Below are 14,575 nucleotides of genomic sequence, written 5' to 3' on the forward strand. Positions count from 1 at the left end.
GAAAAACGCCGGGCTAATCGAAGAACAGCAGGCTCACCACCTTGCCCATGTCTTCGGCGGTGCGGCAGCTTGAAAGCAGGGTTTCGCTGTCGTGGAAGGCAAAGCAGATCAGCTGATCGGAACGGCCGATGATCTCCTGGTTGCAGAGAATGCTGGCCATCGGCAGGGGCAGGTCGTCGTGTTCCGGCTTTTCGACGAGATGGAGCACCTGCTCGAGTTGCTCGCGGGATTCACCGGGCTGGCGATCCAGGCTCTGGGGAAGCAGCACGGTGAGCCGGGCGGGGTCGATGCCGAGCACACCGCGGATCACCGCCGCATTCACACCCTGGGATCCTGAGGTGACCAGGTTGTGGCCTTCCTGGGCCAGCGAACGGGAGACCAGCTCGACGAGATGGATCGACACCACCGGCACATGGCGGCTGCCGAGAATGGCGATGCGGCGTTTGCCCGTGTCCTGAAGCAGGGCCAGTTCCTGGGCGAGGGTGTCAATCCGGTCGAGAGAGGGAAGATCGAGGGACCGGGTCACCGAGGTCGCGCAGCCAGCCGGATGAAACTAGCAGCGCCCTTGCGGGGCAAGCCCACTCCCCAGCTGAAGCCGCTCGAACAGGCGATCAAAACGGCAGTGCTCCTCCACCAGGCGAATGGCGTAACTGGCCTTCACCGATTCATGCAGCCGCACGTGGCCGAAGGCCCGCTCAATCACCTCCACCGTGGTGAGGGTGTCGTGATCAACCTTGAGCACGGGGACGTCGAGTTCCTCCGCACGGTTGATCAGCTGGGGGAGCGGATCCCCCGCCCCGGTGAGGATCAGGCACTGGGTGGAGGCCTCCAGGGCCGCCAGCTGGATGTCGGTGCGATCAGCGCCGGTGACCACGGCCATGTTGCGGCGGCGGCGGAAAAACTCCATGGCTGAGTTCACGTTCATCGCCCCGATCGAAAGGGTTTCAACCAGGAGATCAAGGCGCTCGGGGCAGCAGAGCACGCTGGCGCCGAGTCGCTCGACCAGCTCTTCCACGGTGACGCTGCGCAACAGGGGGCTGCGGGGCATCACCCCGAACACCGGCAGACCGACCTGTTCGATCGCCGGCACCAGCTCGGCCCGCAGCGATTCCACATCTTCAGGATTGACGGCATTGAGCACAACACCGGCCAGCTGGTCACCGAGCTGCAGGCGCGCCTGCAGCAGGGGCTCAATGCTGCGGCTGTCCTCCCAGAGATGGACCAGCACAACCGGCGCCTCAAGCCCCCTGGCCAACTGCGGCAGGCTGAGGCCGTAAAGCAGGCCTTCATTGAGGCTGCCAGCGGCTTCGAGCAGGTTCACCCCGTCGGGGTAAGCCGCCAGTTGCTGCTGCAGCCGCGTGAACCCATCCCCTGGCGCCAACCGCCCGGCCAGGAGGCGATCCCTGGCGGTTTCAGCCGCCTGGAGTGCGAGGGAGGCGATCAGGCACTCCGGGGCGAGGCCCAGGGTGCTGCCGACGAAGGCGACGTCTGCGTCGATCAGCGCAGCGGGGGGTGAGGCGGGAGACATCCGGCCCTGGCGCAGGCTGGTGGCGAGCGGCTTGCCGAAGCGAATCGGCACTCCCTGCCGAGTCAGCAACCGGGCCAGTCCGAGCGACAGGGCTGACTTGCCGCTGAAGGGATCGCAGGACCCGATCAGCAGGGTGCTGCTCATGAGCGATCTCGATCAGGATGACCAATCTAAGTGGCGGGCGAGCCGGGACTCTCGCCCAGCAACAGCCAGCGCCAGAACGCTTCGGGAAGGTCGTCTTCGCCGCGGATGGCCTGGGCCTCCAGCAGATCCATCAGCCAGAGCACCAGCTGATGGCTGGGCAGGGTGAAGTTGTAGACCAGCCCAGGAGTGGCCGGGAAGGTGAGAACACAGGCCACAGGTTCCTGGGGTGCCTCCACCGGCTGCCAGCGCAGCTCGAACGGATGGACGCCTGCCGGCCGCAGCTGTCGGCGTCCACTCACCTGACGGGCTTCGAGCAGATCGAGGGCAAGCTCAAGCCAGGACTCCCGCTCAACCCCACCGCAATAGGGAGCGAACAGGGCTGAAATGGCTGGATCAACGTCCAGGGCGGCGGGAATGGCCTCGAAGCTGTCCACGGTCGATGGGGGCGAGGCGAAGGGGGGGCGTGCCAAGGATGACGCGTTTGACCAGGATGGCTTCATTCCCGCTGACTGTGGCCCCGATCAACGAACCCCGCCACCGCCCAAACTGAGCGGGCCTGCATCACCCTCCCGTGCTGCTCCCCCTCAGCGATCGAACCGTGGCGGTCAGTGGTGCCAGCGGCGCCTTCGGCATGGCCCTGCTGCTGCAGCTTCACCGCCAGGGGGCACGGCCGATCGCCCTGACCACCCAGCCGCGGACCCTGATGCTCGACGACGGCGCCTGTGGGACGATTCCCCTGCGCAGCGTCTGCTGGAGCTGTGGGGGCGAGGCGGCCCTCGCCGAACTGCTCAGGGAGGTGGACATCCTGGTGATCAACCACGGCATCAACACCTTCGGGGATCGAGACCCAGGCGCAGTGCAGCGGAGCCTGGAGGTGAATGCCCTCAGCGCCTGGCGGCTGATCGAGCTGTTCCTGTCACTGCCGGAGCGCCCGGCCGGCCAGCCGGGCCGGGAGCTCTGGGTGAACACCTCCGAAGCGGAGATCCTGCCGGCGATCAGCCCTCTCTATGAGATCAGCAAGCGCCTGCTGGGCCAGCTGCTCAGCCTGCGGGCGCTCGACCGTCGCGGCGACAACCCCTGCCGCATCCGTCGTCTGGTGCTGGGACCGTTCCGATCCGGGCTCAACCCCTATGGAGTGATGGGGGCTGATTTCGTGGCTGGGCAGGTGATCGCCCAGGCCAGGCGCCACTGCGCACTGATCATCGTGTCGCCGAATCCGCTCACCTATGTGCTCACTCCTCTGGCCATGGCCCTGCGCCACGGCTATTTCCGCTTGACGAGCAGGGCTTAGAAATCCCGGTCGGTGAGAATCTCGCAGCCGTCGCTGGTCACCACGATCGTGTGCTCCCACTGGGCTGAGAGGCTGCCGTCGCTGGTGACGACCGTCCAGCGATCGGCGAGGGTGCGGCAGCCCTTAGCGCCGGCATTGAGAATCGGCTCCACCGCCAGGGTCATGCCGGCCCGCAGGGTGAGGTTGGGGAGGTCCCGGGTGCGGAAGTTGAACACCGAGGGCTCCTCATGCAGGTTCCGGCCAACGCCATGGCCGGTGTAGTCCTCCACAACACTGAAACCGTGGGCCTCGACGTGGTCCTGGACCGCGCCGGCAATATCGAGCAGGGTGTTTCCCGCCTTGATCCTGGCCAGGCCCTTCATCAGCGATTCCTGGGCCACCCGACTGAGCAGTAGGCTCTGCTCGGAGGCCTCACCGACACAGAGGGTGACGCAGCTGTCGCCGTGGTAGCCCTCGAAGTAGGCGCCGGTGTCCACCTTCAACAGGTCGCCAGAGCGGATCACCCGCTTTTGACTGGGGATGCCGTGAACCACTTCGTTGTTGATGCTGGCGCAGATGCTGGCCGGAAAGCCGTGGTAGCCCTTGAAGCTTGGCGTGGCGCCCATGGCGCGGATCCGCTTCTCGGCATGGCGATCGAGATCGGCGGTGGTCATGCCGGGGGCGGCCAGATCGATGATTTCGCGCAAAACAGTGGCCACGATGCGGCTGGCCTGACGCATGATCGCGATTTCCCGCGCTGATTTGATCTCGACACCACGGCGTCCTTTTTGGATGCGGGGGCCGGTCTGCACCGCTGTTGCCGGGGAAGCCTTCCTAGCCGCGGTGCTGGAGGCGAGCAGATCAGCGAACAGGTTCATCAGCGGGCGCCTGGACACTTCAGACTCTTAACCTATCAACTTTCCCAAGCCGACCATGCAAGCCCTGGCGAAACTGCGGCGCTGGCACGGCCTGCTGGCCCCGGTCGTCCTGGCCCCCCTGCTGGTCACCGTGGCCAGCGGCATGAGCTACCGCCTGCTGCGGGACTGGGCAGGCTTCAGCCGTGATCAGGCCCACCTGCTGATGGTGCTTCACGAAGGGGAATGGCTGGGCAGTCAGGGCGAAACCATCTACGTGGCCCTCAACGGCGTGGGGCTGCTCTGGATGCTGGCCACCGGAGCGGGCCTGCTCATCCAGAAATGGAGTCGTCGAGCCGTGGCCGGTCGCAAGGCGGAATCCCCCCCTGCTCAAACCGAACCCGAAAGCTGAGGCGGTACACTTGTTGTTTGGCCAGAAACCTCGGAACTGGGATGGCAGCGGAACTCAACGACACCGATTCAGCGGCCACAGCCGAAACAGGATCCCCGGGCGGAACCACAGCAGTGGCTGAGAAGCCTGTAGCTGCAAAGCTCTGCGCCTACGACCTGATCAAGGCCTTTGAAGCCGAGCAGCTCAAGCCCGAACTTCCCGAGATCTACGTCGGGGACACCGTGCGGGTGGGGGTGCGAATCAGCGAAGGAAACAAGGAGCGGGTGCAGCCCTACGAAGGTGTGGTGATCGCCAAGCGTCATGGCGGCCTCAACGAAACCATCACGGTGCGGCGTATTTTTCAAGGCATCGGGGTGGAGCGGGTCTTCATGCTTCACAGCCCTCAGGTTGCCACCATTCAGGTGGAGCGTCGCGGTAAAGTCCGTCGTGCCAAGCTGTTCTACCTGCGCGATCGGGTCGGCAAGGCCACCAGGGTGAAGCAGCGCTTCGACCGCTGAATCCTGGCTTTTCACCACTCGTTCGGGTGCCGATTTCGGCACCGGACCAAAGGGCATCTTCTTGCGCCGTTAGTTCAGTTGGTAGAACGCAGGTCTCCAAAACCTGATGTCGGGGGTTCAAGTCCTCCACGGCGCGCTCGTTGCCCTTCCCTGCCCTTTCCTGGTTCCGGATATGGAGTTGGATCTACAACCCGGTGATGTGGTCAAGGTGCTCGAGTCCGCCGCCCTTGGCTGGGTTCGGGCCCGGGTGATCCGGGTCAAATCCGGTGGACGCGTCGTGGTTCAGAGCGACCAGGGCAGCGAGTTCACGGCCCGGGGCAACCAGGTGAGGTTGATCGAGCCAGCCGGATTCCGCCCCTGATGCACGTCACGGTCTTCCCCTGATGCTCGTTCTCGCGGCCAGCAACGGCAAGAATCTGGAATTGGCCAGGCAGATCCTGCTCTGTGCCGAATCCAACTCAGAAGCCAACGCCGCAGCTGGCTCAGGCGCCGCAGAGCTGATTGATCTGGTGGCACTGAACCTTCCCCTGTTCACGCCGGTGCAGCAACCCCAGGGTGCCGGACCCGGCCTTGAACAGCTGGCCTCCGCCCTGCGCCGGCATCGGCGACTCTGGGTCTGCGCACCCGAGTACAACGGCAGCCTGCCGCCAACCCTGGTCAATGCGGTGGCCTGGCTCTCCACCAGCACGGCCGATTTCCGCAACCTGTTCCAGGGCATCCCGGTGGCGCTGGCCAGCCACAGTGGAGGCAGCTCCCAGAAAGTCCTCAGCGGCATGCGCCTGCAGTTCTCCCACCTCGGTGCGGTGGTGATCGGCCGCGAGCTGCACAGCAACAGCCAGAAGGGTGCCAATCCCGAGAGCATCGCAGCCATGCTGGCGGAACTGCATCGGCTGGAAGCTCCTCCCCTGGCCTGAAGCCTGTTCAGCGGCAGGAGGCGGGTGAACTGCTCCGCACAGGCGACTTGCCCCGGGAGCTTTCGGTGGAGGCTTCAGTAGAGAGCTTCAGTTGACGGGTTCAGTTGACGGGTTCAGTTGACGGCGGGACCCGTGATCGCGGATACTCTTGAGGTTGCACGGGCAACACAGGTCGGCCAAAAGCCGCTCTGGGACTGTAGTTCAACCGGTTAGAGCACCGCCCTGTCACGGCGGAAGTTGCGGGTTCGAATCCCGTCAGTCCCGTCTGGCCTCATCAGCCACCTTTTTTCAGGAGATCGATCCAGTGACGGTGCGGGTACGCCTGGCTCCCAGCCCCACCGGCACACTTCACATCGGCACGGCCCGCACAGCCGTTTTCAACTGGCTGTTCGCCCGCCACCATGGCGGCGCATTTCTGCTCCGAATCGAAGACACGGACCGGGAACGTTCCAGCCCGGCCTTCACCGCCAACATCCTCGACGGTCTCGCCTGGCTCGGCCTCAGCTGGGACGGCGAGCCGGTGATCCAGAGCGAGCGGCTCGAGGCCCATCACGCCGCCATCAGCCAACTGCTCGCCAGCGGCCATGCCTATCGCTGCTACATGAGCGACGCGGAGCTGGAGAGCATGCGGGCGGATCAGAAAGCCGCCCACGCCGCACCACGCCACAACAACGCCCACCGCGACCTCAGTGCGGCCCAGCAGCAGGCCTTCCAGGCCGAAGGCCGTGAGGCGGTGATCCGCTTTCGCATCGACGCTGACGCCAGCATCGACTGGAACGATCTGGTCAGGGGGGCCATGCATTGGAGCGGCGCCGATCTCGGCGGCGACATGGTGATCGCCCGCCGTGCTCCGGCCACCGCCATCGGCGATCCGCTCTACAACCTTGTCGTCGTCGTTGACGATGCGGCCATGACGATCAGCCATGTGATCCGCGGCGAAGACCACATCGCCAACACCGCCAAGCAACTGCTGCTCTACGCAGCGCTGGGCCTGCCGGAGCCGGTGTTCGCCCATACGCCCCTGATCCTCAACGCCGAGGGCCGCAAACTCTCGAAGCGTGATGGGGTCACATCCGTCGCCGATTTCCGCGACCTGGGCTATACCGCCGAAGCCCTGGTCAACTACATGACCCTGCTGGGCTGGTCGCCTCCAGACGAGATGGGCGAGCGCTTCTCCCTCGCCGAAGCGGCGGCGGTGTTCGGCTTCGAGCGGGTCAACCGGGCCGGAGCACGCTTCGACTGGGACAAACTCAACTGGCTGAACGGGCAGGTGCTGCATGAACGCAGCCCGGCCGATCTGTGCCACGACCTGATCCCCCTCTGGCAGGCGGAGGGCTGGTGGAGGGCCAGCGAAGATCCCGAATGGGCGGAAGAACTGGCAGCCCTGCTCGGTCCATCCCTGGTCACCCTCCAGGACGGCATCGAGCAGGCCAGGCCTTTCTTCCTCTGGCCCGGCTGTGATGCGGCCGCCACTACCCAACTGGCGATACCCGAAGTCCAGGCGGCCCTCTCAGCCCTGCTGGAGCACCTGCCGGGCTCCGAGCAACCACTCACCGCCGCCGCCGCCCAGGAGCTGCTGGCCGCTGCAGCCAAGGCGGCCGGAGTGAAGAAGGGGGTGGTGATGAAAAGCCTGCGGGCCGCCCTGCTCGGCAGTCTTCAGGGTCCCGATCTGATCACCACCTGGCGGCTGCTGCACAGCCGAGGCAGCGACCGCTCACGACTCGAGAACAGCCTCACGGCCTGAACGATCGTCACTCGGCTGGGCTGTTGCCTCCTCCGGCCGCACCAGGCCCAGCACCCGGGCCAGGGGCGTGGCCGTGAGTCCCTGGATGCCCACCGTCATCAGGATGGTGAGAAACACCAGACCCTTCAACTGGGCGGCGCCCGGCACACCAGCCAGCTCCAAGCGCAGGGCGAACAGGCTGGCCACCGCAGCGGTGACGATTCCCCGTGGCGCCAGCCAGGCCAGCAGCACCTTCTGGGGCACACTGAGCGGCAATCCGGCCGTGGCGAGCAGCATCGACACGGGCCGCACGGCCAGCATCAGCGCCAGAACGCAAGCCACCCCACCCAGGCCCAGGGGGCTGAGATCGCCCCAGGACAGATCGGCGGCCAGCAGGGGAAACAGGATGCTGATCGCCAGCTGGGCCAACTGGCGGATCAACCCATCGAGCTGGGCCGATCCGGCCGCGTCGCGACGGCCCACCATCCAGCCGGCCGCCACCGCCGCCGGCAGCCCCGACTCGGGCAGCAGAAGGTCACAACCGGTCACCATCAGAAACAGGATGCCGAGGCTGAGCTGGAGTCGCAGACCACTGCCTGGGTCCACCGGCAGGCGAGCCAGCAGGGCGTTGAGCAGCAAGCCCGCCATGCTGCCGATCAGCACGCCACCGCCGAGCCGCAACACCAGATCAAGGCCCAGCGCCCGCCAGCCCGACAGTCCGCCCAGCACCAGCTCCAGCAGCAACAGGGCGAGCACGGCCCCGAACGGCTCCAGCACCAGCCCTTCCCCCTCCAGCACCTCCCCGAGGGGTGGGGCCAACCGCATCTGCTGAACCAGCGGCGTCACCACGGTGGGTCCGGTACCCAGCACGATCGCGCTGAACACCGCCGCCAGAGGCCAGCTCAGGCCCGCCAGCCAGTGGGCGGCGACCATCGCCGCCGGCAAGGCCAGGGCCAGGCGCACCAGCACGATGCGCAGCACCGCCAATCGCGACACGTCCCCGGGCAGGCTGAGCTTGAGGCCGCCATCGAAGAGCACCAGGCTGACCAGAAGAGCCACCACGGTTTCGAGTCCGCTGCCCAGCTGGAGCGGATTGACCAGGCCGAGGCCGGAGCGGCCGATCACCAGACCGGCGGCCAGCAGCAGCACCACCGCGGGCAGGCCGGTGACAACCGCCACCAACTGGGCCAGCGCGCCGGAGAAGAGGGTGATGCCCCAGAGCAGCTGGAGCCGCTCAGGAGCGTCGGTGACAGGCAGGGTCAATCTTCAATCGCGCCGTACTGGGGTTCGATCCGGATCGCGCTGACGGCACTGGGGCGAAGCACGAGGTATTCGCCGTCGAGATCGCCGATCGGCACGTTCACGAAGGCGTCGGCCGCTCCGGCGTTCAGGACGCCGTACCAGGCCTGGAAAGCATCGAGGCTGGCGAAGTGCACCAGCTCATGATGGCCTCCGACCAGGAGCAGATGGATGGCGTAGCGGCGGGGTTGACGTGCCATGGCGGCGGTTGCGGCCAGCCCACAATGGCCCCGCTGGTGGCAGGCTGGGGCGAATGAAGCCAGCCTCCACTGTTTCATCACCTTCTTCCACCGCTTCAGGCGGTGGCCAGCCCCTGCTGCTGCTGGTGGATGGCCACTCCCTGGCCTTTCGCAGTTTCTATGCGTTCGCCAAGGGAGGTGAGGGGGGACTGGCCACCCAGGCGGGCGTTCCGACCAGCGTCACCTACGGCTTTCTCAAGGCGCTGCTGGAGAACGTCCGCGGGATGACCCCCCAGGGTGTGGTGATCGCCTTTGACACCGCTGGACCCACCTTCCGCCACGACGCCGATGCCACCTACAAGGCCCACCGCGACGAGGCTCCCGAGCACTTCTTCACCGACCTGGCCAACCTTCAGGAGATCCTCTCCGAAGCCATGGATCTACCTCTCTGCATGGCGCCTGGCTACGAAGCCGACGACGTGCTCGGCACCCTGGCCAACCGGGCGGCGGACGCCGGCTGGCGGGTGCGCATCCTCTCGGGAGATCGCGACCTCTTCCAGCTGGTTGACGACGAGCGCGACATCGCCGTGCTCTACATGGGAGGCGGCCCCTACGCCAGGAATTCCGGGCCGTCGATGATTCGCCGGGAAGGGGTGATAGCCAAGCTGGGGGTCAGCCCCGAGGAGGTCGTCGACCTCAAGGCGCTCACCGGGGATTCCAGCGACAACATTCCGGGCGTGAAAGGGGTGGGGCCCAAGACCGCGATCAGCCTGCTGCAGGCCCATGGCGATCTCGATGGCATCTACTCAGCCCTTGATCAGCAGAAGGGAGCTCTGAGGACCAGGCTGGAAACCGACCGGGAGAAGGCTTACCACTCACGGATGCTGGCCGAAATCCTGATCGACATTCCGCTGCCGAGTGAACCGCGGCTGACCCTCGGCTCGGTGAACGGAGCCGACCTGGAACGTCGGCTGCAGGACCTGGAGCTGCACAGCCTGGCGCGCCAGCTGGCGGCCTTCGAGAAGGCTTTTTCGGCCGTCAGCAAGCCCAAGGACACTGAGCTCAAAGAAACCGGGCTCAAAGAAACCGGGCTCAAAGAAACCGGGCTCAAAAAAAGCGAGCTCAACAACACTGAGCCCAACAGCACAGAGCCCGAAAGCCTCGAGCCGGCCTCGGCCGCCGCCGCCAGCCCGTCTCCAGCACCGGGAGCGGACTCAGAGCCGCCGCCGGGCCGGTTGCCTGCCCTCAACCCGGAAATCCTCTCCACCTCCTCCCAGCTGGAGGCCCTGGTGGCACGGCTCTGGGCCAGCACCGATCCGGCGCAGCCTGTGGCGCTTGACACCGAAACCACCGCCCTCAACCCGTTCAAGGCCGAGCTGGTGGGGCTCGGCTTCTGCTGGGGAGAAGGGATGGCCGATCTGGCCTACATCCCGATCGGTCATCAGCCCCCGGCGGCCGCTGATCTGCTCAGTGCGCCGGCGGCGGCACCAGGGCAGTTGCCGCTGGAAGCGGTGCTCACGGCCCTGGCCCCCTGGCTGGCCAGCGACGCCCACCCCAAGGCACTCCAGAACGCCAAGTACGACAGGCTGATCCTGCTGCGCCATGGCCTGAGCCTGGGCGGCGTGGTGATGGACACCCTGCTGGCGGATTACCTGCGGGACGCCAATGCCAGGCACGGCCTGGAGGCGATGGCGGAGCGGGAATTCGGCTTCGTGCCAACCGCCTTCGGCGAGCTGGTGGCCAAGGGCCAAAGCTTCGCCGCGGTGCCGATCGAGGCGGCGGCCCTCTACTGCGGCATGGATGTGCATCTCACCCGCAGGCTCTCGACGCTGCTGGCGAGGCAACTGGCGGCGATGGGTCCCCAGCTGAGCGCGCTGCTCAGGGAGGTGGAGCTGCCGCTGGAGCCTGTGCTGGCCTTGATGGAGGCCACCGGCATCCGCATCGACACGGCCTACCTGGGAGAGCTGAGCCTGGAGCTGGGCGACCAGCTGCAGCGGCTGGATCAGCAGGCCAAGGCGGCCGCCGGAGTGGAATTCAACCTGGCCTCACCGAAGCAGCTGGGCGAGCTGCTGTTCGACACCCTGGGGCTGGACCGGAAGAAATCCAGGAAGACCAAAACCGGCTGGAGCACTGATGCCGCCGTGCTCGAGAAGCTGGAAGACGACCACGCGGTGGTGCCGCTGGTGCTGGAGCACCGCACCCTGAGCAAGCTCAAGAGCACCTACGTGGATGCGCTGCCATTGCTGGTGGAGCCTGAGACGGGCCGGGTGCACACCGATTTCAACCAGGCGGTGACCGCCACCGGGCGATTGAGCAGCAGCCATCCGAATCTGCAGAACATCCCGATCCGCACGGTGTTCAGCCGGCGGATCCGCAAGGCGTTTCTGCCCCAGGAAGGCTGGAACCTGATCAGCGCCGACTACTCCCAGATCGAGCTGCGCATTCTCACTCACCTCTGTGGCGAGGAGGTGCTGGTGCAGGCCTACAACGACGGCGATGACGTGCACGCCCTCACGGCCAGGCTGCTGCTCGACAAGGACGTGGTGAGCCCGGAAGAGCGGCGCCTCGGCAAAACGATCAACTTCGGGGTGATCTACGGCATGGGTGCCCAGCGCCTGGCCCGCGAAACCGAGCTGAGCGTCGCCCAGGCGAAGGACTTCCTCAGCCGATACAAGCAGCGCTACCCGAAGGTGTTCGCCTTCCTCGAGCTGCAGGAGCGCCTGGCACTCAGCCGCGGCTACGTGGAGACGATCCTGGGTCGGCGGCGCCCGTTCCCCTTCGACCCGGGCGGCCTCGGGCGGCTGCTGGGCACCGATCCACTGGCGATCGAGCTGGAGGTGGCCCGGCGGGCCGGCATGGAGGCCCAGCAGTTGCGGGCGGCCGCCAACGCACCGATCCAGGGCTCCTCCGCCGACATCATCAAGCTGGCGATGGTGAGGCTGCACCACGAACTGGCCGCGGAGGGACTGCCGGCGCGGCTGCTGCTTCAGGTGCACGACGAACTGGTGATCGAAGCCGCCCCGGAGGCCACCGAGGCGGTGCGCGCCCGGGTGAAGGAGGTGATGGAGAGCGCTGTTCAGCTCAGCGTGCCGCTGCTGGTGGAAACGGGGGTCGGGCCGAACTGGATGGAAGCGAAATGAGGGCTACGCCTGGCGCTGCCAGATCCAGCGGGCATCGCGCTGGAGTTCCTGGGCCATCCGCTGATCAGAGGCCATCAGGATGACCAGTTCGCCGGGGGTCAGCACCAGGGCATCACAACTGAGCGGCAGTTGTTCCAGGGGCCAGTGCAGCAACCTGGCTTGCTGGCCTCCCTCAGCGGCGGAATCGATCAGCAGCAGATCCAGATCACTGCCCACACCGGCGGTGCCGCGTCCGTAGCTGCCGAAGACACCCACCCGTTGCAGGGATGGGTGAACCTGACCCTGGTCCTCGGCCCAATCGGAAAGCTCACGCAGCACCAGGTCCGCATCAGGCCAGCGCAGCACGGATTGCGTCAACAAGCGAACGGGCATGGCGAAAGGCGTCCTCGCTCTGCAAACGGCCGAAATGGTCGGTCGGGGCACCATCAGGAAGGCTATCGGGGTAACGGGTGGGGATGTAGAGAGCATCAAGAATCCGCAGGCGATCTTCCAGATCGGTAACGGCCAGGGTCAGGGCCTCTTGATCCGGAGCGGGCAGATCACGGAAGGCCCGGCCGAGGCCATGGCCCCAGATCTGCTGACCACGCTGCAAATGCAAAGCCTTGAGCGCCTTTTCCACAGCCTGATGGCAAGCAAAGCAGGCCCATTCATGGTGGCCGGCTTCGGCACCGACCGCTGCCAGTTCAAGGTCGGCGAGGGCCTGATGCAACCAGTCGGCGGAGCGGTTCATTCAGACGGGCCAGGAGCCGAAAGACGAGAATGGCACCGGTTCAGGGCAGGCGCCAGCCCGGCTTGCCGCCGTAGGGTGCTTGCAAGCGCAATGCCTGCAGCATGGATGAGCGGCAGCGTTCCGATTGGGCACGCTCCCTGCGGGATCCCGAGGCCTTTGCCAACGAACAGGCCTGTTTTCGCCCGATCTGGACCCTGCTCGGACTCACCACCGACATCCCCAGCGACAACGACTGGATCCGTTGCAACCTTGGTGGAAGCTCCGTTTTTGTGCAGCGTTTCGGCACGACGATCCGTGGATTCGAGAACATCTGCCGGCATCGTTTCCATCCGATTCGCACCAAAGCGAAGGGGAGCGGAATGGTGCGCTGCGACTTTCACCATTGGGTCTACAACCAGGCAGGGGAAGCCGTCGGCATTCCTCAGTGCAAGAAGCTGTTCGGGGGTACACCCAGGGAGCTAGGGGTGCGGTTGCGGCCGGTGGAGATCGCCACCTGCGGGTTCCTGATCTTCGGGCGCTTTTCCGAGCAACCGGCCACCGCACCAGGCTCAGCCGAGCCCACCGAACGGGAGCAATCGGCAACCAGTGGGGCTGAATCGCTGCAGGAGTACCTGGCAGAAGCCTGGCCGATCCTGGCGGCGATCTGCCAGGTGAACAACCCGCCTCACATCGCCTGCAGCTCCGTGAAAGCGAACTGGAAGCTTCTCTATGAGCTCACACTGGAGGAATACCATCTGTTCGCGGTGCATCCATCCACCTTTCGGATGCTTTTCTCCGTTGATCCAGCCCATTTCGGCACAACCGGATATCTCAAGCCTGAGCACGCCCACTACCCACGCTTCGGGCGCCACAGTGCCTTCTTCTTCAAGGGAAAACCTGGCGATCTGACGGCGATGGCCGGGGATTGCCGGGATGGCAGCTATCGCCCCAGTGGCTACCGGATTCTGCAGATCTTTCCGAATCTTCTGATCAATCACTACCAGGTGTTGCAGAGCTGGTATGTATCGATCACCCAGTATGTTCCAGAAGCTCACGATCGCACCAGCGTGCGCAGCTGGTTTTTTCAGGCCCCGTTTCCGATCGAAGCCAGATCCTGGTTTCACAGCCTGCTGCGGCGGATCACGGAACCTTGGTTGCCGTTCTTCGTGGGCCCCAACCTGCGCCGGCTCACCGGGGAAGACCATGCGGTCTGCGAAACGCTCCAACCGATCGCCGGCCAGATCACCGCCTCCCCCCTGCTCGGCGGCGAGGAACAACGGATCGGCTGGTTCCGGCAGGCCTATGGCGCTGTGCTGGGCGGGGAAGACCCCCTGAGCGGCAAGTGAGCGATCCGGGATCGACCAAAGAGCGAAGGGCGCCGCAAAAGCCAGAACCTGCGCAAGGATTACTGAAGCTCAGGACACGGCGCAGCATGCAGGCAGGCAAGGGCGAAACCGGGCAGAACATCGCCAGCGAGCGGAAGCCACGTCAGCGCAGCCGCCGCCGGGAACTGCTCTGCCCGGCCCACCCCGAGCAGAAGCTGGTGGGGAACGGCAAGAAGTACTTCCTGCACCTGCTCACCCCCGAGCAGCTCAAGCAGCGGGGCATGCCGGATGGCAAGGCCCGGCTGGTGATCAATGCCTTTCCGGTGCTGGTACTGAGCAACGAGTGGATCGAGGAACTGTTCTGCGCGGAATGTGGGGCATGCCACTGGTGCCACGTGGTGCGGCTGGATTCGGTGCAGCACACGGTCCGCTGGGCGCCCCGCGACCTCTGGCAGCAGGTGGCCCATGTGGATCCGATCGGCGGCAACCCGAGCGTGAGCCAGTTCACCGCCAGCCAGGCTCGCCGTCACAGCCGCAAACGCAGCGATGGCAAAGCCTGGTTTGGCTGAAAAAGGCTGGTT

General features: G+C 65.7%; 17 protein-coding genes and 2 tRNA genes. 11 read left to right on the plus strand and 8 right to left on the minus strand.

What is annotated here, in order from left to right:
- Nucleotides 1–13 precede the first annotated feature (13 nt).
- From ACXMDY_RS07320 to ebsA, 3 genes are read right to left on the minus strand one after another with little or no spacing between them, the layout of a single operon-like run.
- On the minus strand, nucleotides 14–526 hold the full coding sequence (locus tag ACXMDY_RS07320) for a DNA-protecting protein DprA (protein ID WP_259702237.1): 513 nt from the start codon (nucleotides 524–526) through the stop codon (nucleotides 14–16).
- A 27-nt stretch (nucleotides 527–553) separates the two neighbouring features.
- Nucleotides 554–1,672: a phosphotransacetylase family protein gene (locus ACXMDY_RS07325; protein WP_259702236.1), complete on the minus strand. Its 1,119-nt coding sequence runs from the start codon at nucleotides 1,670–1,672 to the stop codon at nucleotides 554–556.
- 26 nt (nucleotides 1,673–1,698) lie between these two features.
- On the minus strand, nucleotides 1,699–2,142 hold the full coding sequence (gene ebsA, locus ACXMDY_RS07330; RefSeq protein WP_259702235.1) for a type IV pilus biogenesis protein EbsA: 444 nt from the start codon (nucleotides 2,140–2,142) through the stop codon (nucleotides 1,699–1,701).
- A 101-nt stretch (nucleotides 2,143–2,243) separates the two neighbouring features.
- Between ebsA and ACXMDY_RS07335 the strand changes: the two genes are divergently transcribed.
- Nucleotides 2,244–2,963, plus strand: coding sequence for a Rossmann-fold NAD(P)-binding domain-containing protein (locus ACXMDY_RS07335; RefSeq protein WP_259702234.1), 720 nt, complete (start codon nucleotides 2,244–2,246; stop codon nucleotides 2,961–2,963).
- On the opposite strand, the gene map is transcribed toward ACXMDY_RS07335, so the two are convergent.
- The gene (gene map, locus ACXMDY_RS07340; protein ID WP_259702233.1) at nucleotides 2,960–3,820 is read right to left on the minus strand and encodes a type I methionyl aminopeptidase; all 861 of its coding nucleotides are present in this window, start codon (nucleotides 3,818–3,820) and stop codon (nucleotides 2,960–2,962) included. The two genes, ACXMDY_RS07335 and map, sit on opposite strands and share 4 nt — an antisense overlap.
- A 55-nt stretch (nucleotides 3,821–3,875) precedes the next feature.
- On the opposite strand from map, the gene ACXMDY_RS07345 reads away from it, so the two are divergent.
- The 7 genes from ACXMDY_RS07345 (at nucleotide 3,876) to gltX (ending at nucleotide 7,363) form a co-directional block, all read left to right on the plus strand.
- Entirely contained in the window at nucleotides 3,876–4,208 is a 333-nt protein-coding gene (locus ACXMDY_RS07345) for a peptidase (RefSeq protein ID WP_259702232.1), read from the plus strand.
- A 41-nt stretch (nucleotides 4,209–4,249) separates the two neighbouring features.
- Nucleotides 4,250–4,705 (plus strand): 50S ribosomal protein L19, encoded by a 456-nt coding sequence (gene rplS / locus ACXMDY_RS07350; protein WP_259702231.1) that lies wholly within the window; start codon nucleotides 4,250–4,252, stop codon nucleotides 4,703–4,705.
- Between the two features lie 63 nt (nucleotides 4,706–4,768).
- A tRNA-Trp gene (locus ACXMDY_RS07355) sits at nucleotides 4,769–4,841 on the plus strand.
- A 36-nt stretch (nucleotides 4,842–4,877) separates the two neighbouring features.
- Nucleotides 4,878–5,066: an SH3 domain-containing protein gene (locus tag ACXMDY_RS07360; RefSeq protein ID WP_259702230.1), complete on the plus strand. Its 189-nt coding sequence runs from the start codon at nucleotides 4,878–4,880 to the stop codon at nucleotides 5,064–5,066.
- Nucleotides 5,067–5,088: 22 nt separating this feature from the next.
- Complete coding sequence (locus ACXMDY_RS07365; RefSeq protein WP_259702229.1) at nucleotides 5,089–5,619, plus strand: NADPH-dependent FMN reductase; 531 nt, start codon at nucleotides 5,089–5,091, stop codon at nucleotides 5,617–5,619.
- Between the two features lie 190 nt (nucleotides 5,620–5,809).
- Nucleotides 5,810–5,883: transfer RNA gene (locus ACXMDY_RS07370), tRNA-Asp, on the plus strand.
- A 40-nt stretch (nucleotides 5,884–5,923) separates the two neighbouring features.
- Nucleotides 5,924–7,363, plus strand: coding sequence for a glutamate--tRNA ligase (gene gltX / locus ACXMDY_RS07375; RefSeq protein WP_457767524.1), 1,440 nt, complete (start codon nucleotides 5,924–5,926; stop codon nucleotides 7,361–7,363).
- On the opposite strand, the gene ACXMDY_RS07380 is transcribed toward gltX, so the two are convergent.
- Nucleotides 7,334–8,605, minus strand: coding sequence for a cation:proton antiporter (locus ACXMDY_RS07380; RefSeq protein WP_259702227.1), 1,272 nt, complete (start codon nucleotides 8,603–8,605; stop codon nucleotides 7,334–7,336). The genes gltX and ACXMDY_RS07380 overlap by 30 nt on opposite strands.
- Nucleotides 8,602–8,841 (minus strand): hypothetical protein, encoded by a 240-nt coding sequence (locus tag ACXMDY_RS07385; protein ID WP_259702226.1) that lies wholly within the window; start codon nucleotides 8,839–8,841, stop codon nucleotides 8,602–8,604. Before ACXMDY_RS07385 ends, ACXMDY_RS07380 begins: the two co-directional genes overlap by 4 nt.
- Nucleotides 8,842–8,894: 53 nt before the next feature.
- Here ACXMDY_RS07385 and polA point away from each other — a divergent pair, with 53 nt between their 5' ends.
- Nucleotides 8,895–11,960 (plus strand): DNA polymerase I, encoded by a 3,066-nt coding sequence (gene polA, locus ACXMDY_RS07390; protein ID WP_259702225.1) that lies wholly within the window; start codon nucleotides 8,895–8,897, stop codon nucleotides 11,958–11,960.
- A 3-nt stretch (nucleotides 11,961–11,963) separates the two neighbouring features.
- Here polA and ACXMDY_RS07395 read toward each other — a convergent pair whose 3' ends face one another.
- The gene (locus tag ACXMDY_RS07395) at nucleotides 11,964–12,317 is read right to left on the minus strand and encodes a nucleotidyltransferase domain-containing protein (RefSeq protein WP_457767525.1); all 354 of its coding nucleotides are present in this window, start codon (nucleotides 12,315–12,317) and stop codon (nucleotides 11,964–11,966) included.
- Nucleotides 12,289–12,690, minus strand: coding sequence for a HEPN domain-containing protein (locus ACXMDY_RS07400; protein ID WP_259702223.1), 402 nt, complete (start codon nucleotides 12,688–12,690; stop codon nucleotides 12,289–12,291). The genes ACXMDY_RS07395 and ACXMDY_RS07400 overlap by 29 nt, the downstream gene beginning before the upstream one ends.
- A gap of 101 nt (nucleotides 12,691–12,791) precedes the next feature.
- Here ACXMDY_RS07400 and ACXMDY_RS07405 point away from each other — a divergent pair, with 101 nt between their 5' ends.
- Nucleotides 12,792–14,015: an aromatic ring-hydroxylating oxygenase subunit alpha gene (locus tag ACXMDY_RS07405; RefSeq protein ID WP_259702222.1), complete on the plus strand. Its 1,224-nt coding sequence runs from the start codon at nucleotides 12,792–12,794 to the stop codon at nucleotides 14,013–14,015.
- Between the two features lie 86 nt (nucleotides 14,016–14,101).
- The gene (locus ACXMDY_RS07410) at nucleotides 14,102–14,563 is read left to right on the plus strand and encodes a hypothetical protein (RefSeq protein ID WP_259702221.1); all 462 of its coding nucleotides are present in this window, start codon (nucleotides 14,102–14,104) and stop codon (nucleotides 14,561–14,563) included.
- Nucleotides 14,564–14,575: the final 12 nt, after the last annotated feature.

It is taken from the genome of Cyanobium sp. ULC082, assembly GCF_977927535.1.

Excerpts from the sequence above, each read along its gene's own strand:
- ACXMDY_RS07400 (WP_259702223.1), bottom strand. The coding sequence starts at position 12,690 with ATGAACCGCTCCGCCGACTGGTTGCATCAGGCCCTCGCCGACCTTGAA.
- ACXMDY_RS07385 (WP_259702226.1), bottom strand. The coding sequence starts at position 8,841 with ATGGCACGTCAACCCCGCCGCTACGCCATCCATCTGCTCCTGGTCGGA.
- ACXMDY_RS07365 (WP_259702229.1), top strand. The coding sequence starts at position 5,089 with ATGCTCGTTCTCGCGGCCAGCAACGGCAAGAATCTGGAATTGGCCAGG.
- ACXMDY_RS07325 (WP_259702236.1), bottom strand. The coding sequence starts at position 1,672 with ATGAGCAGCACCCTGCTGATCGGGTCCTGCGATCCCTTCAGCGGCAAG.
- ACXMDY_RS07345 (WP_259702232.1), top strand. The coding sequence starts at position 3,876 with ATGCAAGCCCTGGCGAAACTGCGGCGCTGGCACGGCCTGCTGGCCCCG.
- ACXMDY_RS07405 (WP_259702222.1), top strand. The coding sequence starts at position 12,792 with ATGGATGAGCGGCAGCGTTCCGATTGGGCACGCTCCCTGCGGGATCCC.
- ACXMDY_RS07360 (WP_259702230.1), top strand. The coding sequence starts at position 4,878 with ATGGAGTTGGATCTACAACCCGGTGATGTGGTCAAGGTGCTCGAGTCC.
- polA (WP_259702225.1), top strand. The coding sequence starts at position 8,895 with ATGAAGCCAGCCTCCACTGTTTCATCACCTTCTTCCACCGCTTCAGGC.
- ACXMDY_RS07410 (WP_259702221.1), top strand. The coding sequence starts at position 14,102 with ATGCAGGCAGGCAAGGGCGAAACCGGGCAGAACATCGCCAGCGAGCGG.
- rplS (WP_259702231.1), top strand. The coding sequence starts at position 4,250 with ATGGCAGCGGAACTCAACGACACCGATTCAGCGGCCACAGCCGAAACA.
- map (WP_259702233.1), bottom strand. The coding sequence starts at position 3,820 with ATGAACCTGTTCGCTGATCTGCTCGCCTCCAGCACCGCGGCTAGGAAG.